At 64.9% G+C, this 19411-nt stretch carries 22 protein-coding genes; 11 read left to right on the top strand and 11 right to left on the bottom strand.

Features of this window, described 5'->3' with window-relative positions:
• Positions 1 to 203 precede the first annotated feature (203 nt).
• Positions 204 to 1010, top strand: a complete 807-nt coding sequence (locus BMZ42_RS03425) for an exodeoxyribonuclease III (RefSeq protein ID WP_091518652.1) — start codon at positions 204 to 206, stop codon at positions 1008 to 1010.
• A 124-nt stretch (positions 1011 to 1134) separates the two neighbouring features.
• On the opposite strand, the gene BMZ42_RS03420 is transcribed toward BMZ42_RS03425, so the two are convergent.
• Positions 1135 to 1590 (bottom strand): cyclic nucleotide-binding domain-containing protein, encoded by a 456-nt coding sequence (locus tag BMZ42_RS03420; protein WP_091518958.1) that lies wholly within the window; start codon positions 1588 to 1590, stop codon positions 1135 to 1137.
• A 107-nt stretch (positions 1591 to 1697) separates the two neighbouring features.
• Positions 1698 to 2381, bottom strand: a complete 684-nt coding sequence (locus tag BMZ42_RS03415) for a response regulator transcription factor (protein WP_091518650.1) — start codon at positions 2379 to 2381, stop codon at positions 1698 to 1700.
• A 108-nt stretch (positions 2382 to 2489) separates the two neighbouring features.
• On the opposite strand from BMZ42_RS03415, the gene BMZ42_RS03410 reads away from it, so the two are divergent.
• Complete coding sequence (locus BMZ42_RS03410; RefSeq protein WP_091518647.1) at positions 2490 to 3044, top strand: L,D-transpeptidase family protein; 555 nt, start codon at positions 2490 to 2492, stop codon at positions 3042 to 3044.
• A 51-nt stretch (positions 3045 to 3095) separates the two neighbouring features.
• Here the strand turns inward: BMZ42_RS03410 and BMZ42_RS03405 are convergent, their stop codons facing one another.
• The 5 genes from BMZ42_RS03405 to tsaD are packed head-to-tail and all read right to left on the bottom strand — an operon-like array spanning position 3096 to position 6580.
• A complete protein-coding gene (locus BMZ42_RS03405) occupies positions 3096 to 3761 on the bottom strand; it encodes a class I SAM-dependent methyltransferase (protein WP_244523138.1) in 666 nt (221 codons plus the stop codon).
• A gap of 2 nt (positions 3762 to 3763) precedes the next feature.
• On the bottom strand, positions 3764 to 4189 hold the full coding sequence (locus BMZ42_RS03400; protein ID WP_091518642.1) for an EVE domain-containing protein: 426 nt from the start codon (positions 4187 to 4189) through the stop codon (positions 3764 to 3766).
• Positions 4189 to 4485: a YciI-like protein gene (locus BMZ42_RS03395; RefSeq protein ID WP_091518640.1), complete on the bottom strand. Its 297-nt coding sequence runs from the start codon at positions 4483 to 4485 to the stop codon at positions 4189 to 4191. The genes BMZ42_RS03400 and BMZ42_RS03395 overlap by 1 nt, the downstream gene beginning before the upstream one ends.
• Positions 4486 to 4496: 11 nt before the next feature.
• Positions 4497 to 5498 (bottom strand): NAD(P)H-dependent glycerol-3-phosphate dehydrogenase, encoded by a 1002-nt coding sequence (locus BMZ42_RS03390; RefSeq protein WP_091518638.1) that lies wholly within the window; start codon positions 5496 to 5498, stop codon positions 4497 to 4499.
• On the bottom strand, positions 5495 to 6580 hold the full coding sequence (gene tsaD, locus BMZ42_RS03385) for a tRNA (adenosine(37)-N6)-threonylcarbamoyltransferase complex transferase subunit TsaD (protein WP_175556625.1): 1086 nt from the start codon (positions 6578 to 6580) through the stop codon (positions 5495 to 5497). Before tsaD ends, BMZ42_RS03390 begins: the two co-directional genes overlap by 4 nt.
• A gap of 87 nt (positions 6581 to 6667) precedes the next feature.
• On the opposite strand from tsaD, the gene hemC reads away from it, so the two are divergent.
• The 6 genes from hemC to BMZ42_RS03355 all read left to right on the top strand — a co-directional run bounded on the left by hemC (position 6668) and on the right by BMZ42_RS03355 (position 12770).
• On the top strand, positions 6668 to 7597 hold the full coding sequence (hemC, locus tag BMZ42_RS03380) for a hydroxymethylbilane synthase (RefSeq protein ID WP_091518635.1): 930 nt from the start codon (positions 6668 to 6670) through the stop codon (positions 7595 to 7597).
• Complete coding sequence (locus BMZ42_RS03375; RefSeq protein ID WP_175556620.1) at positions 7594 to 8316, top strand: uroporphyrinogen-III synthase; 723 nt, start codon at positions 7594 to 7596, stop codon at positions 8314 to 8316. The genes hemC and BMZ42_RS03375 overlap by 4 nt, the downstream gene beginning before the upstream one ends.
• Positions 8317 to 8406: 90 nt before the next feature.
• Positions 8407 to 9792, top strand: a complete 1386-nt coding sequence (locus BMZ42_RS03370; protein ID WP_091518630.1) for a COG4223 family protein — start codon at positions 8407 to 8409, stop codon at positions 9790 to 9792.
• Between the two features lie 11 nt (positions 9793 to 9803).
• The gene (locus BMZ42_RS03365; RefSeq protein ID WP_091518629.1) at positions 9804 to 11438 is read left to right on the top strand and encodes a heme biosynthesis protein HemY; all 1635 of its coding nucleotides are present in this window, start codon (positions 9804 to 9806) and stop codon (positions 11436 to 11438) included.
• Positions 11439 to 11496: 58 nt separating this feature from the next.
• On the top strand, positions 11497 to 11976 hold the full coding sequence (locus tag BMZ42_RS03360) for a tellurite resistance TerB family protein (RefSeq protein ID WP_091518627.1): 480 nt from the start codon (positions 11497 to 11499) through the stop codon (positions 11974 to 11976).
• 20 nt (positions 11977 to 11996) lie between these two features.
• Positions 11997 to 12770 (top strand): glutamine amidotransferase, encoded by a 774-nt coding sequence (locus BMZ42_RS03355; protein WP_091518625.1) that lies wholly within the window; start codon positions 11997 to 11999, stop codon positions 12768 to 12770.
• Here BMZ42_RS03355 and BMZ42_RS03350 read toward each other — a convergent pair.
• From BMZ42_RS03350 to BMZ42_RS03340, 3 genes are all read right to left on the bottom strand, one after another.
• Entirely contained in the window at positions 12736 to 13971 is a 1236-nt protein-coding gene (locus tag BMZ42_RS03350; protein WP_091518623.1) for an MFS transporter, read from the bottom strand. The two genes, BMZ42_RS03355 and BMZ42_RS03350, sit on opposite strands and share 35 nt — an antisense overlap.
• A gap of 116 nt (positions 13972 to 14087) precedes the next feature.
• Positions 14088 to 14702 carry a response regulator FixJ gene (gene fixJ / locus BMZ42_RS03345; RefSeq protein ID WP_175556624.1) on the bottom strand — a complete coding sequence of 205 codons (615 nt, stop codon included), beginning with the start codon at positions 14700 to 14702 and terminating at the stop codon, positions 14088 to 14090.
• A gap of 5 nt (positions 14703 to 14707) precedes the next feature.
• Positions 14708 to 16198, bottom strand: a complete 1491-nt coding sequence (locus tag BMZ42_RS03340) for a two-component system sensor histidine kinase NtrB (protein ID WP_244523137.1) — start codon at positions 16196 to 16198, stop codon at positions 14708 to 14710.
• A gap of 199 nt (positions 16199 to 16397) precedes the next feature.
• Here BMZ42_RS03340 and BMZ42_RS03335 point away from each other — a divergent pair, with 199 nt between their 5' ends.
• The 3 genes from BMZ42_RS03335 (at position 16398) to BMZ42_RS03325 (ending at position 18379) form a co-directional block, all read left to right on the top strand.
• Complete coding sequence (locus tag BMZ42_RS03335) at positions 16398 to 16775, top strand: response regulator (protein WP_139207830.1); 378 nt, start codon at positions 16398 to 16400, stop codon at positions 16773 to 16775.
• A gap of 112 nt (positions 16776 to 16887) precedes the next feature.
• Positions 16888 to 17493, top strand: a complete 606-nt coding sequence (locus BMZ42_RS03330) for a helix-turn-helix domain-containing protein (protein ID WP_420492439.1) — start codon at positions 16888 to 16890, stop codon at positions 17491 to 17493.
• Positions 17494 to 17545: 52 nt separating this feature from the next.
• Positions 17546 to 18379 (top strand): universal stress protein, encoded by an 834-nt coding sequence (locus BMZ42_RS03325; protein ID WP_091518603.1) that lies wholly within the window; start codon positions 17546 to 17548, stop codon positions 18377 to 18379.
• Between the two features lie 169 nt (positions 18380 to 18548).
• On the opposite strand, the gene BMZ42_RS03320 is transcribed toward BMZ42_RS03325, so the two are convergent.
• Complete coding sequence (locus BMZ42_RS03320; RefSeq protein ID WP_091518601.1) at positions 18549 to 19328, bottom strand: Bax inhibitor-1/YccA family protein; 780 nt, start codon at positions 19326 to 19328, stop codon at positions 18549 to 18551.
• Positions 19329 to 19411: the final 83 nt, after the last annotated feature.

The raw sequence follows: 19411 nt of genomic DNA, 5'->3' as shown, positions 1-19411 counted from the left end.
GATTACCTGCCCCAAAGGCCGCGCAAGCGGCCTTTTCCTTGTCTTGAAGGGCAGATCGCTGGCAGGGTCGCCGCGTCTGAGACTTGGAGCATTTCCGCATTTCTCAAAAATCAGGAAATGCTCCGATTCGTTATTTACCGCATTTCCGAACGCAAAACCGCTTCGCACTTTTGCTGGAAAAAATGCTCTAGTGGAACCCTGACATGTCCTTCTCCATCGCCACCTGGAACATCAACTCGGTCCGATTGCGCATGCCGCTGGTCGAGCAGCTGCTTGCCGAACACGCGCCTGACGTTTTGTGCCTGCAGGAGACCAAGGTTCCCGACAATCTGTTCCCGATCAAGGCGTTCCAGAAGGCCGGCTACGAACACGTCACCTTCAGCGGCCAGAAGGGCTATCACGGCGTCGCCACCGTCTCGCGCCATCCGCTCGAAGTGGTCGAGCGCCGCCGCTTCTGCGACAGCGACGATTGCCGCCATCTGTCAGTGCATGTCGAGATCGGCGGACGGCGCATCCTGATCCACAATTTCTACGTCCCTGCCGGCGGCGATGAGCCCGACCCGGAAATCAATCCGAAATTCCGCCAGAAGCTCGATTTCGTCGCCGAAATGCATGACGTGCCGGCGGTCGAAGGCGACAATCTGTCCTCGATCCTCGTCGGCGATCTCAACATCGCCCCGCTCGAAAACGACGTCTGGTCGCACAGGCAGCTGCTGAAGGTCGTCAGCCACACGCCGATCGAGACGACCAGCTTCGAGGCGATGCGCCGCGCCGGCAACTGGGTCGACCTGATGCGCCAGATCGTGCCGCCGGAAGAAAAGCTCTACACCTGGTGGAGCTACCGCTCGAAGGACTGGGAAGCCTCCGACCGTGGCCGCCGCCTCGACCATATCTGGTCCTCGCCCAATCTTGCTCCGCATCTGCAAGGCATCGACATCCTGCGCCACGCCCGCAGCTGGGAGCGCCCGTCAGACCACGTGCCGGTGATCGCGAAGTTTGATTTGGGATAGGGAAGAGGCAGTTGGCAGTCGGCAGCGGGCAATAGGGGAATAAACACCCCGTTCAGATCCAGCGACGCGCTTCAGGCATTACCCCACTGCCGACTGCCCACTGCCGATTGCCTCCGCTACTCCCCTACTCTTCAAACCTCGGCGCCACCCGCTCGATCTTCTTCAAAAACTCGTACAGATCCTGCGTCATGCGCTGGTGCAGTTCGATCGCAGCTTCTGGATATTCCTCGAGGATGCGGCGAAACAGCGTGCGCTTGAGCCGGATCATCTGGCAATCCGTCTCGGCAGCGGCATAGGTCAGGCGGGTTGTCGGCGCGATCAGCGCGAGTTCGGAAAGAATGCCGCCGGCCTCGATATGCGACACGGCAACCGCCTCGCCCTCATGTTCGCGGTAAAGCACCACGGTGCCCAAGGCGACCACATAGGCGCAATCGGCATGCGCGCCCTCGCGATAGATTTCGCGACCGGCGGCAAAGCGCGCCGGCTCCGCGCCAAAGGCAAGCAGGCGCAGCTGTTCGTCGGTGAAGTCGGCAAAGATGCCGACGCCGGACAGAATGCGGATGTCGTCGTCAAGCGCCAAGTCGCTGTCCCCGTTGCGCCCCACCCACGGATGCGCCGTTTGCCAGCAGAAAATCTAGCGGATTTTCATCAACTGTCTTCGGTTCTTCCGCTGTGGGGACAAAACAGTCAAGGGACCAGCTTGTAGCCGCCGCTTTCGGTCACAAGAATCTCGGCATTCGACGGGTCGCGTTCGATCTTCTGGCGCAGCCGATAGACATGCGTCTCCAGCGTGTGCGTGGTCACACCGGAATTGTAGCCCCAGACCTCTTCCAGCAGCACGTCGCGCGTCACCACTTTGCGGTCGGCGCGATAAAGATACTTGATGATCGACGATTCCTTCTCGGTCAGCCGCACCTTGCCGCCTTTCGGGTCGGTCATCAGCTTCTGGCTCGGCTTGAAGACGTAATGGCCGACATTGAAGGTCGCATCCTCGCTCTGCTCATGCTGGCGCAGCTGGGCGCGAATGCGCGCGAGCAGCACGGCGAAGCGGAACGGCTTGGTGACATAGTCGTTGGCGCCCGCCTCCAGCCCGAGGATCGTGTCGGAATCGGTGTCATGCCCGGTCAGCATGATGATCGGCGCCTTGAAGCCACCCTTGCGCAACAGCTTCACCGCCTCGCGCCCGTCCATGTCGGGCAGGCCGACATCCATCACCAGCAGATCGACCACACCGCTGCGCGCGGTCTGGATGCCCTTGGAAGCGGTGGCTTCCTCAAGCACGCCGAATTCCTCGTAGAGCGACAGCTGTTCGACCAGCATCTCGCGCAGATCGGCATCGTCGTCGACAATGAGGAGAGTACGTGACTTCATGTTTGCTCCGTTGCGGACAAGCGGTGATACGGAGATGCGGTTGACCCGCGCTCCGGTTTATGCGGAACCATAGCCCATAGAAGGCTCATCACGGTGTTTTGTTCCACCATGCGATCAATTTCAAACAATCATGTCCGCAGCGAGGCCGACATCATCGTTGTGCGGCAACGCCCAGGCCACCCGTCGCAGGGGCTCTTGATCTGGGGCAACACCGTGTTTCCCTGCGCGCTTGGCCGTGGCGGCATCAAGGCGCTCAAGCGCGAGGGCGACGGCGCAACCCCGCTGGGCTCAACGCGGCTGCTTTACGGCTGGTTCCGTCATGGCAAGATCGAATCGCGGCGTTCGGGGCTGGCGCTGCGCCAGATCACGCCGTCCGACGGCTGGTGCGACGCCCCTGCCGACCGCAACTACAATCGTCCCGTCACGCTGCCCTACCCCGCCTCCAGCGAGACGATGGAGCGCAAGGACCGGCTCTACGATTGCTGCATCGTGATGGATTACAATATCCGCCCACGCCGGCGCGGCCGGGGCAGCGCGATCTTCTTCCACATCGCCAAGCCCGGCTTTCCGCCCACGCAAGGCTGCATCGCGGTCGAGCCGCAGGTGATGCAACGCCTGCTGCCGCACCTGTCGCCGCGCACGCGCATCAAGGTGGTGCGCTAAAACAATGCCAGCAAGAATACGAAGCGGCTTTGCATTCGCGTTTCCGCAATTCTAGGAAATGCCCTCATCCATCCGCCACACCGTCGTCTTCTTGACCTCGGCATCTTCCAGCGCCCGCGTCACCTTCACTTCATAGGTGGCAAGCGCCGTCAGTCCGCTCTTGGGCAAATAATAGCGCCCCGGATCGCCAAGCAGCACCAGTGCCCCGCGTGCCCGCAATGCGGTCAGCCACGGCACCAGCCGCGCGGCAAAAGCCTGATCGTAAAACACGTCACCGGCCAGAACGACGTCCCAGTCGCCGGCCTCGCCAACCACGTCGCGGTCGGTGAAGGCGATGGCGACGCCGCTCTCCTTGGCATTAAGCGCAATCGCGGCAGCGCAGAACGGATCGATGTCGCTCGCCAGCACCTGCGCTGCCCCGGCTCTGGCGGCGGCAATGCCGACCAGTCCCGAGCCGCTGGCAAAGTCGAGCACGCGGCGGCCCTGCACCACATCGGGATTGTCGAGGACATAGCGCGCCAGACCCTGCCCACCGGCCCAGGCAAAGGCCCAGAACGGCGGCTGCAGGCCGATCGCATCCAGTTCTTCTTCCGTGCGCTGCCACAGATCATGCGCTTCATCGGCAAGATGCAGCGCGATCTCCGGCACATGCGGCGGCGCGATCAGCGCCGTGTTGTCGCGGATGAAGCGGGCAGCCTGATCGGGCGACAACGCCATCGTCAGGGCGCCGGAACCAGCCCACCCATGCGGCAGACCTCTTCCCATTCATCGCGTTTCACCGGCTGCACCGAAAGACGCATCGAGGTCACGAGCGCCATGTCGGCGAGCAGCGGGTTGGCCTTGACGTCCTTGAGGGTGACGGATTTGGGCATGTCGCGCACCGCCTTGATGTGAACGCAGTCCCAGCGCGGGTCTTCACTGGTCGAATCGGGTGCCGACAGGGCGCAGACCTCGACGATCCCGACGACCTCAAGCCCGATATTGGAATGGTAGAAGAACCCCAGATCGCCGATCTGCATCGCGCGCATGTTGTTGCGCGCCTGATAGTTGCGCACGCCGGTCCATTCCTCGCCGGCCTCGCCCTTGGCCTTCTGCATTTCCCACGACCAGACGTCAGGCTCCGACTTGAACAGCCAGTACTGCATCACTTGCCCTCCGGCGCGTTGAACACCCAGTTCCAGGGCAGGATCTCGACCGACGCAAACAGGCCCGCATCTGCATAGGGATCAGCTGCGGCAAGCGCTTCGGCTGCCGCACGATCCGCCGCTTCGACCACGACGAGGCTGCCGAGCGGCTTGCCGTCTTCGCCAAGGAAGGGTCCGGCAAATTTCAGCGTGCCCGCCGCATTGAGCCCGTTGAGATAGTCGACATGGGTCGGGCGCGTGTCGAGGCGAACCTGCAAATGGTCCGGCTTGTCCTTGCAGATGATGGCGAAAAGCATGTTCGTCTCCCTTAGGGTTGTGTCTCGTCGTGCTCGCTGCGCAGCGGCCGTGCCATCAGCGCCGCCACGGCCTGATGAATCGTGATCCCGCCCTTGAGCAGCTGGTCGACCGCCGCGATGATCGGCGCTTCGATGCCCTTTTCGCGGGCGATCCGCGCCGCGATTTCGGCGGTGGCCGCGCCTTCGGCGAGCGGACGGCCGTCAAGATTCTCGCCGCGCCCGAGCGCCATTCCATAGGCAAAATTGCGCGACTGTTCCGAGCCGCAGGACAGGATCAGATCGCCAAGGCCGGACAGGCCCATCAGCGTCTCGGCCTGTGCGCCGAAGGCAGCGCCCACCCGCCGCAACTCGACGAAACCGCGCGTCACCATCGCCGCCTGCGCGCTCGCGCCCAGCTGCGCCCCGGCGGTCGCCCCCGCCGCAATCGCCAGCACGTTCTTCAGCGCCCCGCCAAGTTCGACCCCGGTCAGGTCGCTGCTCGAATAGCAACGGAAGGTCGAGGACGACAAAAGCTGCGCCAGTTCGGCGGCCAGTTCGCCATCCTGCGCCGCAATCGTCACCGCCGTCGGCAGGCCGCGCGCCACGTCCGTGGCAAAGCTTGGCCCCGACAGCGCCGCAACGCGCGCTTGTGGCGCCAGGTCGGCAACCACCTGCGACAACAGCTTGCCGGTGCCGCGCTCGATCCCCTTGGCGCAGAGCACCAGCTTTGCATCCGCCCCGATCAGCGGCGCGACCTCCTGCAAAACGCCGCGCGTTGCCTGCGCCGGGATCACCGACAGGATACACTCCGCGCCTTCAAGCGCTGCGCCCACATCGCTGGTTGCCTTCAGTCCTGCATCAAGCGTGATACCCGGCAGATAGCGCGGATTCTCACGCCGCTGGTTGATCGCCTCGACAGTCTCCGCATCGCGCGCAAAGATCGAAACCTCGTGTCCGGCGCGCAAAGAGGTGACGGCGAGCGCCGTGCCCCACGCCCCACCGCCCAGCACCGCGACCTTGCTGCGTTGCGTCATGCCTTGGCTCCCCTCTTGCCCGATCCGATGATCGGCGCTGCATCCTCATCGAGCGGCCAGCGCGAGCGCGGCGCGAAGGATTGCGCGTCCGCGCTCTCCAGTCCTGCCCGCATCCGCTCGATCCCCGCCCAGGCGATCATCGCCGCATTGTCGGTGCACAGCGCAATCGGCGGCGCAACGAGGCGCATCTCATGGCGCGGGCATAATTCGTCGAGCGTGGCGCGGATCGCCTTGTTGGCGGCAACGCCACCGGCAACCACCAGCGCCGGACGTTCGACCTGCGGGTAGAGCGTGCGAAACTTTTCAAGACTGCGCCCGACCCGTTCGGCCAGCGTCTCGGTGATCGCACGCTGGAACCCGGCGCAGATGTCGGCAATGTCGGTGTCGCTCAGCGGCGCGATCGCACTTGCGGTCTGGCGCACCGCCGTCTTGAGGCCCGAGAAGGAGAAGTCGAGCCGGTCCTCGCCGCGCAGCGGGCGCGGAAACGCAAACCGCTTCGCATCCCCCAGCGCCGCTTGGCGTTCGACATTCGGGCCGCCCGGATAGGGCAGGCCGAGCAGCTTTGCGGTCTTGTCGAAGGCTTCGCCCAGCGCATCGTCGATGGTCGAGGCCCAGCGCTGATAGTCGCCGACCCCGCGCACCAGAATCACCTGAGTGTGACCGCCTGACACCAGCAAAAGCAGATAGGGAAACGCCACATCGTCGGTCAGCCGCGCCGTCAGCGCGTGGCCTTCCAGATGGTTCACCGGCAGCAGCGGCTTGCCGCTTGCCGCCGCCATCGCCTTGGCGGTCATCAGCCCGACGATCAGCCCGCCGATCAGCCCCGGCCCCGCCGTCGCCGCAATCCCGTCGACCTGCGACAGTTCAACGCCTGCCTCGCTCAGTGCTGCCTCGATGATTCCGTCCAGCGCCTCGACATGGGCACGCGCGGCGATTTCGGGCACGACACCGCCAAAAGCGGTATGTTCCTCGATCTGGCTGAACACCACATTGGACAGGATTTGCGGCGCGCCCGCATCGTCGAGCGCCACCACCGCAGCCGCCGTTTCGTCACAACTGGTCTCAATGCCGAGAATGCGCATCATTGCTGTACCGGTCATTCCCCGATAGGAGAGAGGTCAAATGCCTGACCTCGGTTCAGGCCGGCACTATCACGGACGAAGCGACGCATGCAAATGGATGTCTTGAAGATCGGTACGCGCGGCAGCGCGCTGGCACTGGCGCAGGCCCATGAGACCCGCCGACGGCTGATGGCCGCCCACAATCTGCCGCAAGAGGCGTTCGAGATCGTCGTCATCTCCACCACCGGCGACCAGATCCAGGACCGTCCCCTCTCCGAGGCAGGCGGCAAGGGCCTGTTCACCAAGGAGATCGAGGAAGCGCTACTCGACCGGCGCATCGACATCGCCGTGCATTCCTCCAAGGACATGCCGACGCAACTGCCCGATGGGCTGGAGCTGTCCGCCTTCCTTGAACGCGAAGACCCGCGCGACGCTTTCATCGGCCGCGCCGCGCCCAAGCTGATCGAACTGCCGCACGGCGCCATTGTCGGCTCGTCTTCGCTGCGTCGGCAGGCGCTGATCCGCCGCCTGCGTCCCGATCTTGAGGTCGTGATCTTCCGCGGCAACGTCCAGACCCGCCTGCGCAAGCTCGAGGAGGGCCAGGTCGCCGCCACGCTGCTGGCCAATGCCGGCCTTCGCCGTCTCGGTCTTGCCGACCTCATCACCGAGCTACTGCCGCTCGACGCCTTCCCGCCTGCACCGGGCCAGGGGGCAATCTGCATTGAAACCCGCATTGGCGATGCGCCGGTCAACGCCATGCTGGCTCCCATCGGCCACGAGGCGACCCGTCTGGCGCTCACCTGCGAGCGTTCTTTCCTCGCCACGCTCGACGGCTCCTGCCGCACCCCGCTCGCCGGTCACGCCATCATCGAGGGCGAGCATTTGCGCTTTTCCGGCATGATCCTGACGCCGGACGGGCGCGAGGTCCACGAGATCGCCGCCGAGGGCAAGGCGTCAGACGCCGCCGCGCTTGGCCTTGATGCCGGCTTACGCATCCGCGAAAAGGCTGGGCCGCGCTTCTTCGACAGCTGGTCGTGACACGGCGCGTCCTCGTAACCCGCCCCCAGCCGGGCGCCGACGAAACAGCGCAGCGGCTCGTTGAGCACGGCTTTGCGCCAATCCTGTTGCCGCTCACCCGGATTGTCGCGCTCGCCCCCGGCGATCTTGGCGACCTGTCGCGTTTTGACGCGGTCACGCTCACCAGCGTCAACGCGGTGCGCCACACCCCGCCCGAACTCATCGCCGCCCTTCGCACCAAGCCGGCTTTCGCCGTTGGCGACATCAGCGCGAAAGCTGCCCGCGCGGCCGGATTTGCCACCGTTCACGCGGCTGCGGGAACCGCCGCCGACCTTGCGCCGTTGATGGCATCGAAGCTTGCCCCCGGCAGCCGCGTCCTGCACCTTGCGGCGGTCGAGCGCACGGCGGGCTTCATCGAGGATCTGGCCGCAAGAGGGATCGTGCTGGAAGTGATCGAGATCTACCGGGCCGACAGGCTCGACTATGCGGGCGAGGCGCTAAAAGCAGCGTTTGGCGATGAGCCCGTCTGGGGCGCGATGAGCCTGTCCGAGCGCGCCGCGATCTTCCTTGCCGACATCGCTCAAAAACCCGAAACCGCGCCGCTGTTTGAAACCACCAGATTTTTCTGCATCTCGCAAAAGGTCGCACGCCCATTACGAAAACTTGCCAGTCAGGTGCTGGTAGTGGACGATACCCCCACTGAAGACGCCGTGATGCGCTTGTTGCTGTCGCACGATTAGGGCTTTTCGCCCTGTGCCCTTTTCACGCCTCAAGCTTATCTCTAGATCAGGACGAGACACCGCCCACCCACAGGTTGAAGGAACGCCGGAATGGTCAAGACCCCCCATACGCGCCATTCGAAGAGCACCAGGGAGCCGGTGACCATCGACCTCGCCCCCGGTGACGTCGCACGCGAAAAGGCCGAGGCGGAAAAGAAGCCAACCGCTTCCGCTGCATCGTCAGCAAACGAGGACACCGTCAAAGCGGAACCGGCAAAGGCTGAAACCGTCAAGACGGCGGAACCGGCCAAGCCTGAGGCAACCAGGCCTGAGCCAGCAAAACCATCTCCGGCCAAGCCGCAAGAGACGGCAAGTTCCGCAACCGGCCCGACCTTCGGGCGCAACGACAAGCCATCCTCTCCGCCGCCGTCGCCTGCGCCAAAGCCGCGCTCGTCGGTGGTGCCCGGCGCGATTGCCGGTGGCGTCGTTGCGCTTCTTGTTGCCGGCGGTCTGTCTTATTCCGGGCTTCTGGCCCCGCAAGCCAGCGTCCCGCAGGACAATTCCGGCCCTGCCATCGCGGCGCTGGAGAGCGAACTTGCCACCTTGCGCAACCAGATTGCCCAGCTTCCCGCCCCTGCCGGTGACAATGGCGAAACGACAGGCCGCATCGAGGCGCTGGAAACCCGTGCCGAAAGCTTTGCCGGTGACATCGAAGCACTGCGCAACGAAATCGCTCAAGCGCCGGATGGTTCGGCTTCCCCCGCTCCCGCCTTCGACGCTACCCCGCTGGAAGAGCGCATCGCCGCGCTTGAAACCAATCTGGGCAGCATCGCCAATGGCGGTGTCGATGAAGCCGCGCTCGACCAGCGCCTGTCCGCGATCCGCGACGACATTGCCGCCGCGCGTCAGGCGCAGGTCGCTGCCGATGCGCGTCTGTCGAGCCTCGAACAGTCGCTGACCCAGCTGACCGGCAAGGTCGAGGAAGCCGCCCAAGCGCCCTCCACCGCGCTGATCGTCGCCGCCTCGTCGCTGAAAGCGGCGATTGACCGTGGCACGCCGTTCCTGAGCGAACTGGAGACCTACGCCACGCTCAATCCCGATGCGCCGCAGATCGCCGAGTTGCGCAATCTGGCTGCCTCCGGCGTTCCGACCCGCACGGCGATTGCCGCCGAGGCTGAGGCCGCAGCCAATGCGATGATCGCCGCCGCACGGCCCGTCGATCCGAATGCCGGCGTCCTCGACCGCCTCGCCTCCAGCGCGATGGGACTGGTGCAGGTGCGCCCGGTCGGCATGGTCGAAGGGGCAGGCGTTCCCGAAACCACCGCCCGCATCGAGGCGGCGGTTCAGGCCGGCGACTACGCCCGCGCGATCACCGAGGTGGAAACCCTGCCGGGGCAAGCACAGGCAGCTGGCGCTACCTTCATCGAGCGGCTGAAAGCCCGCATGGCCGCCGACCAGCTGGTTGACGAGGCGATGGCCGCAGCGTTGCGGAACTGAGGACGACCACCATGTTGCGTATCCTTTTCTTCCTCCTGCTCGTTTTCGCCGCCGCCATCGGCTTTGGCTGGCTGGCCAACCATCCCGGCGATTTGGTGCTGACCTTCGGCGGCTACCGCTATCAGGTCACCGTCATGGTCGCCGCCGTCATCATCGCCGCCATCGTCGTCGGCGTGATGGCAAGCTGGTGGCTGCTGCGCAGCATCTGGACCAGCCCCTACGCCATCAGCCGCTATTTTCGCGTGCGCCGCCGCGACCGTGGCTATCAGGCGCTGTCGACCGGCATGATCGCCGCCGGGGCTGGCGATGCCACACTGGCACGGCGCAAGAAGAAGGAAGCGCTGAAGCTTCTCAGCGCCGATCAGGAGCCGCTGTTGCATCTCCTCGACGCGCAGGCCTCGCTGCTTGAGGGCGACCACGCCGCCGCGCGCGCCAAGTTCGAATCGATGGTGGACGATCCCGAAACCCGGCTTCTGGGCCTGCGTGGTCTTTACCTTGAAGCGCACCGTCTTGGCGACCGTGCCGCCGCCCGCCACTATGCCGCCCGCGCCGCCGAAGCCGCGCCGCAGCTTGGCTGGGCGTCCGACGCGACGCTTGAAGCGCGCACCCAGGCGGGCGAATGGGACGACGCGCTGCGTCTGGTCGACACCCAGAAATCCACCCATCAGATCGCCAAGGACGTCGCCAACCGCCGCAAGGCCGTGCTTCTGACCGCCAAGGCGCTTGAAATGCTCGACGCCGACCCGGCAGCGGCGCGCACCGCCGCGCTTGAGGCCAACAAGCTCGTGCCCGATCTTGTCCCCGCCGCCACCACCGCCGCCAAGGCCGCGTTCCGGCTCGACGACACGCGCAAGGGCGCGAAGGTGCTCGAAGCAATCTGGAAGCTGCAACCGCACCCGGAAGTCGCCGACGCCTATGTCCATGCGCGCGCCGGCGATTCGACCCATGACCGGCTCACCCGCGCCCGCAAGCTGCAAGGGCTGAAGCCCAACAACGCCGAATCCGCGCTCGCCGTCGCCCGCGCCGCGCTCGACGCAGGCGAATATGATCTCGCCCGCCGCGAGGCCGAGACCGCGATCCGGCTCGATCCGCGCGAGGGTGCCTATCTGGTGCTGGCTGACATCGAGGAAGCCCAGACCGGCGATCAGGGGCTGATCCGCCAATGGCTCGGCATGGCACTGCGCGCGCCGCGCGATCCGGCCTGGGTCGCCGATGGCTACGTTTCCGAGCGCTGGGCGCCGGTCTCGCCGGTGTCGGGCAAGCTCGACGCCTTCGAATGGAAAGCGCCAAGCGAGCGGCTTGGCCAGATCGTCGAGACGTTGCCGGACGCACCGCCTGCGCCCGCCACCCCGTTGCCTCCCGTGGCAAAGCCCGCGCCCCGCGCGCCCGAGCCGACGCCAGCTGTGATCGACATCATCGAGCCCGAAGCGCCTGCCCCCAGACCCGTCGCACCGGCTGCGACCCCGGCACCCGCGTCCGTCGTTCCGCCCGTTGCTGCCGCCATGGCCGCTGCGCCGCTGGCCGACTTTGCCGCCTCTGACCCGGAAGACGAGCCAGCGCCGGTGCCGACACGCCTGCCCGACGATCCGGGCGTCGAGGAGGCGGAACCGGACGAGGCCGCACCATCGCGCTTCCGGTTGTTCTGACGGAGATTATCGGGTTAGATCGACACGACAGAACGATGCGGCCGGGAATTGAGCGTTCATGCTGGACAGACTGAAATCCTTCTTCGGGGCGCTTGCCGAAAACCGTGAGAAGCAGAGTTTTCGCGCCGATGATCCGCGCGTTGCCGCCGTTGCATTGATGCTGCACGTCATCGAGGCCGATGGCGTCAGCGAGGCGAGCGAACAGGCAAAGATGCGCGAGGTTCTCGCCCAATCCTACGGGTTGACGGGCCGCGATCTCGACAAGCTGGTCGAAGCTGGCGACGACGCCCACCGCGAGGCGGTCGATCTGTTCTCCTCCACCAGCGTCCTCAACCGCCAGCTCGACGAGGCAGCCAAGATCGAGTTCATCGGCATTCTGTGGGAAATGGTCTATGCCGATGGCGAGGTGCACGAGCTGGAGGACAATACCGTCTGGCGCGTCGCCGAGCTGATCGGCGTGTCCTCGCGCGACCGGGTGCGCATGCGTCAGGAAGTGCAGGCGCGCCGCGGCGCGGCACTCGACCAGCCCGAAGCCTGATCGCAAATGGGCGACAAGAGATGAGCGACAAGGGCCAGATACTCGTCGTGCTGCATCAGGAGCGCTCGAGCCCCGGACGCGTCGGCCAGCTGTTGGTCGAAAGCGGCTACCATCTCGACATTCGCCGCCCGCCGCTCGGCGATCCGCTGCCTGAGACGCTGGCGCATCATCAGGGCGCGGTGATCTTCGGCGGCCCGATGAGCGCCAACGATCCCGACGAATTCGTCAAGCGCGAGACCGACTGGCTCGCCGTCCCCTTGCGTGAGAACAAGCCCTTCCTTGGCATCTGCCTTGGCGCGCAGATGCTGGTCAATCACCTCGGCGGGCGCGTCGGCCCGCGCGAGGACGGACGGGTCGAGATCGGCTGGTATCCGCTCAAGGCGACCGATCCTGGCCGCAGCCTGATCGACTGGCCCGACATGGTCTACCAGTTCCACCGCGAAGGGTTTTCGCTGCCGTCAGGCGCAACCCTTCTGGCCGAGGCCGAACACTATCCCAATCAGGCGTTCCGCTATGGCGACACCGCCTGGGGCATCCAGTTTCATGCCGAGCTGACGCGGGTGATGATGCAGCGCTGGGTCGTCCACGGCGCATCGCGCTTTGTCCTGCCCGGCGCGCAACCGGGGCGCGAGCATCTGGCAGGGCGCATGCTGTGGGACATGCAGCTGCGGCGCTGGCTGGAAGATTTCCTCGCGCTGGTGTTCGAAGGCCGCAAGCCCGGCGCAATGCCGGACCACACGCTGGCGGTGACGCGCGAGCCTACACCCGTCCGTCGAGACGACGCGCCTTCCTGAGCGCCGGGAACATCCACGCCCACATTGCCGCGACCCCGACCGCACCGATGCCGCCGAACACCACCGCCGGCACCGTGCCGATGAAGGCCGCCATCGTGCCAGCGCGAAATTCGCCCAGCTCGTTCGACGCGCCGACAAACACCATGTTGACCGCGTTGACCCGGCCGCGCACACGATCCGGCGTCCACAGCTGGATCAGCGTTTCGCGGACATAGACGCTGACCATGTCGGCCGCGCCCAACAGCGCCAGCGCGACAATCGACAGCCAGGGCAGCGTCGACATGCCGAAGGTGGCGGTGAAGAGGCCAAACAGCGCCACGCCGGCAAACATGATGATGCCGGCATGGTCGCGGATCGGATGACCGGCAAGCCAGATCGCCACCACCACCGCGCCGATGCCCGGCGCCGAGCGCAGAAGGCCAAGCCCCCACGGCCCCAGCTCCAGAATGTCGCGCGCATAGACCGGCAACAGCGCCACCGCACCGCCAAGCAGCACCGCAAACAGGTCGAGCGAGATCGCGCCCAACACGATCGGCTCGCTGCGAATGTAACGGAAGCCGGCAAACAGCGTGTCCATCGACGGACGTTCAGCCTGGGTATGCTGCTGCGGCTTGGGGATCGACAGGATCAGCCCCGCGCTTGTCAGCATCAAAAGGCCGGCAAGAGAATATCCGGCTTCGGGCGCAATGCCGTAGAGCAGGCCGCCGGCCACCGGGCCGACAATCGTCGCCGTCTGCCAGGCCGATGAATTCCACGCCACCGCATTGGCGAAATCCTTCGGCGGCACGAGATTGGCGACCAGCGAGGCCGCCGCCGGACCGAAAAAGGCGCGCCCGACCCCGAACACGAACAGCACCATAAAGATATGCGCCACGCTGGTCACGCCGCGCAGCGTCAGCACCAGCAGCGCCAGCGCGCACAGCGCCTCGACAACAATCGCCAGCGCCATGATCAGCCGCCGCCCGAAGCGGTCCGCCGTCGCGCCGGTAATCAGCACCAGCACCAGCGCCGGGGCGAACTGCACCAGCCCGACCATGCCGAGGTCGAACGGATCGCGCGTCAGATCATAGACCTGCCAGCCGACCGACACGGAGACGATCTGCGTCGCGAAGGTGACAAGAAACCGCGCCGACCAGAACCGCAGATAGGCGGAATGCCGGAATGCGGCAAAACGATCATCGGAAGAAGCAGGGGCAGACATGAAGGACAGCTCGGCAGAACAGCGCGGCAGGACAAGACTGCATCCCCATAGCGCAGATTTCACCGCAAGGGTGGGAAATTAGCCGGCTGGCACAATTGATCGTGCCACGACGCAGCTCACCGCGCCGCGAAACCGCCTGCCGCCATCGCCATGCGCACCAGTTCCGGCAGGCTGCGGGCTTCCATCTTCGCCATCACATTGGCGCGGTGAACCTCGACCGTGCGCGGGCTGATGTCGAGATCATAGGCAATCGTCTTGTTGGCGTGCCCCGCCACGACCGCCTGCAACACCTCGCGCTCGCGCTCGGTCAGCTGCTCCAGCCGGCTGCGGATCGCGGCGACGTCCTGCCCGTCGACGGTGCGCTCCAGTTCGGCGGCGGCGCGGTGGATCGCCTCGATCAGCACCTCTTCCTCGAACGGCTTTTCGATGAAGTCGAGCGCCCCGGCCTTCATCGCGTCGACCGCCATCGGCACGTCGCCATGGCCGGTGACGACGATGGCGGGCAGCGCCGCGCCGATGCTGCGCAGCTGGCGCAAAAGCTCGACCCCGTTGAGGTCCGGCATACGCAGATCGGTGATCAGGCAGCCCTTGCGGATCGACGGGGCAGCCGTGAGAAAGTCGGTCGCCGAGGCATGGACCCGCACCGTGAAGCCGGCCATCGTCAGCATGAAGGCGAGCGATTGGCGCACGGCCTCCTCGTCATCGACGATGTGAACGGTGTAGTCGCCGATATTCATCAGACAAGCTCCCTGAAGGCGGGCACGGTGAAGCGGAAGGTGACGCCGCCCTGCGCATTGCGCAACGCTTCGATGTCGCCGCCATGGGCGTCGATGATGCGCTTGGAGATCGACAGGCCGATGCCCATGCCGCCGGATTTGCTGGTCACGAAGGGCTGGAACAGCCGCGACGCGACCTCTTCGGAAATACCCGGCCCGGTATCGCTGACCTCGACCACCACGTCGTCATTGTCGCCCGGCAAAGTGCGCACGGTCAGTTCGCGCGTGTCGCTGTCGCGCATCGCCTCGATGGCGTTGCGCATCAGATTGATCAGCACCTGCTGGATCTGCACCCGGTCGGCCACCACCATATCGGCGCCGGGCTGGAAGTCGAACACGGTGCGCACGCCATGCTCGCGCGAGCCGACCAGCGCCAGCGCGCCCGCCTCCTCGATCAGCTTGCGCATGTCTTCGGGCACCTTCTCGGTTTCGCCGCGCATGACGAATTCGCGCAGGTGCCGGATGATCTGCCCGGCCCGCAGCGACTGGCGCGAAATCTCGTCGAGCGCCTCGCCCATGCGTTCGGACTCGGCGTCTGTGCGGTCGCGCAGCAGACGGGTGCAGCCCTGCGCATAATTGGCGATCGCCGACAAGGGCTGGTTCAGTTCATGCGCCAGCGTCGAGGCCATTTCGCCCAGTTCGTTGAGCCGGGCCAGCCGCGCCAGCTCGCCCTCGATCTCCTCGATCTGCTCGGCGGAGCGTTGGCGTTCGGTCAGGTCGCGCACGAAGCCGGTGAAGAACAGGTCGTCGCCCGATTCCAGCTTGCCGACCGCCAGCTTCATCGGGAAGGTCGAGCCGTCCTTGCGCCGTCCGACGACCACCCGGTCGACGCCGATGATGCGCTGCTCGCCGGTCTCCAGATAGCGCTTGATGTAGCCGTCATGATTGGTGTGGTAGGGCTCGGGCATCAGCACATTGACATTGCTGCCGATGACTTCCGCTTCCTCATAGCCGAACTGGCGCACCGCCGCCGCATTGAACGACACGATCTGGCCGTTGCGGTTGATGACGATGGTGGCATCGGGCACCGTGTCGAGGATCATGCGCAGATGCGCGGCCTGCTCATCGAGCGCCTGCCGGGTCGCGGTGATTTCGGCGCGGGCGCGGTGGATCATCGCGCCGATCCAGGCAATGGCAAGCCCGGCCACCGCGACAATGACCAGTTCCAGCGCTTCCGTCCCCGGCCCGACCTTCAGGTCGCGCAGGTAGAAGGTGGCCACCAGCGACAGCGCCAGCGCCATCAGCCCGTAAAGGGTGCCGCCGGAAAAGGCGGCAATAAGAATTGCCGGCGCAAACAATGCAAACACGGCGCGCTCGACCAGCACATCGTCGAGCACGAGACGCAGCAGCAGCGCCACCCCGACGGCGGCAATGGCAAGCACAAGCGCTGTCTTGCGGTCGAGCTGGCGTGGCAGCGCATGCAGCGACCGGCTTTCAAACGGCGATCTCATCTTTCCCGCCATGCAAGTTGAGGTCCAGACGTGCCGTCTAGGGGCACTGACAGACTTTAGCCATGTGACGCAGGAGCGCAACACGCGCGCAAACCTGCCCTGCGACGAATTGACTTGTCTCAAGGCGCGTCCTCTTGCCTCGCATTACGCAGGGGTTGGCGGAGCAAAAACGCATGGCGTTGATCGTCGGGAGAACAATTTGCAACTGGCCCAGACAGTTCTGGTGATCGTTCCGGACCGGGAACTTCAGCGCTCGATCGCCTTTGCGCTCGAGGCCGAGGGCCTGCAGCTGGAATTTCACGACAGCCTGGCCGGGGCCATCGCGCAGGATCGTCTGGGCGCAGCGTCCTGCGTTGTGGTCGATGAGGATGCCCTTGGCGCGCGCCGCGAGGCTTTGGCACAGATCGGCCATGCCACCAAACCGCTGATCCTGCTGGTCGACCGCCTGCGCGCCCGCTCCGACATTGAAGGCGTCGCCGTGCTGACCAAGCCGTTGCTCGGGCGGCTTCTCGTCGAAACCGTCGAAAGCTTCGCGCCCCTGCGACCTGACGCTGCGCAAATACGTAGTTTCCCGTAGGGACTAAACCGAATTTCGCGAAATGCGGTTTCGCGCGACATCTGCGGTGTTCGAACCGATGGAGGTCGCCATGACCGTGCACAAATTCGCATCAGAATTCAAAGCCGTCGCGATGCCAGCCGGGCGTCGTCTCGGATTGAGCGCCGCAACGCCGGTGCAGCAGGTCACCTGCCTTGCCGCCGGCGAGCAGATCTATGGTCAGGGCGAGCAGGCAAAGGCGCTCTACGAGGTCGAATATGGCGCGGTGCGGGTCTACCGCCTGCTGGCCGATGGCCGCCGCCAGATCGCCGCGTTTCACATGGCCGGCGAAGTGTTCGGCTTCGAAGCCGACGGCACCCATCATTTCTTCGCCGAAGCCATCGGCGCAACCGGCGTGCGAGTCATGCGCCTTGGCGCTTCCGCCGAAATCTCGCACAAGCTGCTGCCTCTGGCGCTGCAAAGCCTGGTGCGCACGCAGGAACATCTCCTGGTGCTGGGCCGCCAGCACGCCATCGAGCGCGTCGCCGCCTTCCTTCTCGATATGGCCGAGCGTCAGGGCGGCCTTGCCGAGTTCGAACTGCCGATGTCGCGCATGGACATTGCCGACTATCTTGGCCTCACCATCGAGACCGTCTCGCGCGCCTTCACCCGGCTGAAGGAAAAGGGCATCGTCAAGCTGCCCGGCCTGCGTAGCGTCCACATCATCAAATATCAGTCGCTCGATGATATGAGCGCTTGAACCCTGATCTTTCTCACTTATCATTTCAGGCATCCAGGAAGGGGAACGTTCCATGCTGAAGGATATCCTGCTCGCCTTGCCGGCCTGGCCCGACACGGCCACGCCAGCTGCGGTCGAAAAAGCTGCCAACATCGCCAATTTTCTCGACTCGCATCTCAACTGCATCATTGCCGAGCCACGCGTGCCGATGCCGATCTCGCGCCGGCCCTACGGTCCCCAGCTTGAAAAGCTGCTGGAGGAACGCCAGAGCGAAGCGCGCGATTCGGCCATCGCCCAGAAGACAGCGTTCGAGGAAACCGCCAACCGCACCGGAATTTTGTCGACCGCCCGCATCATCAAAGTCGCGGATGGCAACCAGATGTCCGACACTTTCGTCGAACAGGCCCGCCTGCGCGACCTGACGATCATGCCCTTCGTCGCCGACAATGACGCCAGCCGCGACATGGTTCAGGCGCTGGTGTTTGAATCGGGCCGTCCGGTGCTGGTCCTGCCGCAGGACAGCCAGGCCGGCTTCCGCCTCGACAAGGTCGTCATTGCCTGGGACGGCGGTCGCCCAGCTGCCCGCGCTGTCGGGGATGCCTTGCCGCTTCTGCAGCGCGCTGGCGACGTGCGCATCGTCAGCATTGCCCATGACAAGCAGATGCCGGACGAAGCTTCCGGCGCCGAGCTTGCGGTCAGCCTCGCCCGCAATGGCGTGAAGGTGACGTTCGAGGAAATCGAGAAGGGCAAGCGCAGTGTCGGCGAGGCGCTCGAAGAGGCGTCGGCGGGAGCCGATCTGGTCGTGATGGGCGCGTTCGGTCACTCGCGCATCCGCGACTTTTTCCTTGGCGGCGCAACGCTGCATACGCTCCGGAAACCGCTGCGCCCGACCCTGTTGTCGCACTGATTTGCCAGCTGCGCCCTGTTTTGGACCAAAAGTGCGCCACTTCGGCGCACTTTCTGTTTAAGCCATTGTTTTAGAAAAACTTCTCGTGGCGCGTCTGAAAAACCCGTCCACCCCATGAAAAAGGGCAGCCCGAGAGCTGCCCTTTCATTTGCGTCATGTCTGCGCCGGATTACTCGCGGTTGCCGAGGAACTGCAGCAGGAACATGAACATGTTGATGAAGTCGAGATAGAGACGCAGCGCGCCCATGATCGCCTTGCGGCCGGCAACCAATGCGCCGTCGCCTTCATAGTACATTTCCTTGATCTGCTGGGTGTCGTAGGCGGTAAGACCTGCAAAGACCAGCACACCGATCGCCGAGATGGCGAACTGCAACGCCGACGAAGCAAGGAAGATGTTCACGATCGAGGCGAGGATCAGACCCCAGACGCCCATGATCAGGAACGAGCCCATGCCGGTCAGGTCACGCTTGGTGGTGTAACCGAACAGCGACAGCGCCAGGAAGGCGGTGGCGGTGATGAAGAAGGTCTGCACGATCGAGCCGCTGGTATAGACCAGGAACACCGACGACAGCGAAATACCCATCACAGCCGCGAAGGCCCAGAACGTCGCCTGTGCAGCCGAAAGGCTCATCTTTTCAACGCGGAACGACAGGAAGAACACCATCGCCAGCGGAGCGAGCATGACGACCCAGCGCAGCGGCGAGCCGTAGAGAGCCGCGCCGACCGAGGTCAGCATCTTGCCGTTGCCGAGCTGTGCGACAGCCAGCGACGGATCGTTTGTGGTGGCGAGCGCGACAGTGCCGAGCGCGGCTAGACCGGTGATTGCAAGGCCAAGCGCCATCAGGTTGTACACCTTGATCATGTAGGCGCGCAGGCCTTCGTCGATCGAGGCATCTGCGCGCGAACCGGCGGTCGCGACGCGTGCCTGATAGTTGCGAAGATCAGCCATAATTTTCCTCTTTGTCTGTATGTTCCGTCGGGTGTCGGGCCCAAACCCAGGCGCCGCTGGCGGAACTCCAGCAAGCCTTGTTC

This window comes from Aquamicrobium aerolatum DSM 21857, assembly GCF_900113935.1.
Classification (GTDB): domain Bacteria; phylum Pseudomonadota; class Alphaproteobacteria; order Rhizobiales; family Rhizobiaceae; genus Aerobium; species Aerobium aerolatum.
Note: the sequence above shows the minus strand (reverse complement) of the source record. Positions and strands in the feature narration are given on the sequence as shown.

Coding starts and splice junctions, on each gene's coding strand:
- BMZ42_RS03425 (WP_091518652.1), top strand. CDS start 204: ATGTCCTTCTCCATCGCCACCTGGAACATCAACTCGGTCCGATTGCGC.
- BMZ42_RS03415 (WP_091518650.1), bottom strand. CDS start 2,381: ATGAAGTCACGTACTCTCCTCATTGTCGACGACGATGCCGATCTGCGC.
- BMZ42_RS03410 (WP_091518647.1), top strand. CDS start 2,490: ATGCGATCAATTTCAAACAATCATGTCCGCAGCGAGGCCGACATCATC.
- BMZ42_RS03405 (WP_244523138.1), bottom strand. CDS start 3,761: ATGGCGTTGTCGCCCGATCAGGCTGCCCGCTTCATCCGCGACAACACG.
- BMZ42_RS03400 (WP_091518642.1), bottom strand. CDS start 4,189: ATGCAGTACTGGCTGTTCAAGTCGGAGCCTGACGTCTGGTCGTGGGAA.
- BMZ42_RS03395 (WP_091518640.1), bottom strand. CDS start 4,485: ATGCTTTTCGCCATCATCTGCAAGGACAAGCCGGACCATTTGCAGGTT.
- BMZ42_RS03390 (WP_091518638.1), bottom strand. CDS start 5,498: ATGACGCAACGCAGCAAGGTCGCGGTGCTGGGCGGTGGGGCGTGGGGC.
- tsaD (WP_175556625.1), bottom strand. CDS start 6,580: ATGCGCATTCTCGGCATTGAGACCAGTTGTGACGAAACGGCGGCTGCG.
- hemC (WP_091518635.1), top strand. CDS start 6,668: ATGCAAATGGATGTCTTGAAGATCGGTACGCGCGGCAGCGCGCTGGCA.
- BMZ42_RS03370 (WP_091518630.1), top strand. CDS start 8,407: ATGGTCAAGACCCCCCATACGCGCCATTCGAAGAGCACCAGGGAGCCG.
- BMZ42_RS03365 (WP_091518629.1), top strand. CDS start 9,804: ATGTTGCGTATCCTTTTCTTCCTCCTGCTCGTTTTCGCCGCCGCCATC.
- BMZ42_RS03360 (WP_091518627.1), top strand. CDS start 11,497: ATGCTGGACAGACTGAAATCCTTCTTCGGGGCGCTTGCCGAAAACCGT.
- BMZ42_RS03355 (WP_091518625.1), top strand. CDS start 11,997: ATGAGCGACAAGGGCCAGATACTCGTCGTGCTGCATCAGGAGCGCTCG.
- BMZ42_RS03350 (WP_091518623.1), bottom strand. CDS start 13,971: ATGTCTGCCCCTGCTTCTTCCGATGATCGTTTTGCCGCATTCCGGCAT.
- BMZ42_RS03340 (WP_244523137.1), bottom strand. CDS start 16,198: ATGAGATCGCCGTTTGAAAGCCGGTCGCTGCATGCGCTGCCACGCCAG.
- BMZ42_RS03330 (WP_420492439.1), top strand. CDS start 16,888: ATGCCAGCCGGGCGTCGTCTCGGATTGAGCGCCGCAACGCCGGTGCAG.
- BMZ42_RS03325 (WP_091518603.1), top strand. CDS start 17,546: ATGCTGAAGGATATCCTGCTCGCCTTGCCGGCCTGGCCCGACACGGCC.
- BMZ42_RS03320 (WP_091518601.1), bottom strand. CDS start 19,328: ATGGCTGATCTTCGCAACTATCAGGCACGCGTCGCGACCGCCGGTTCG.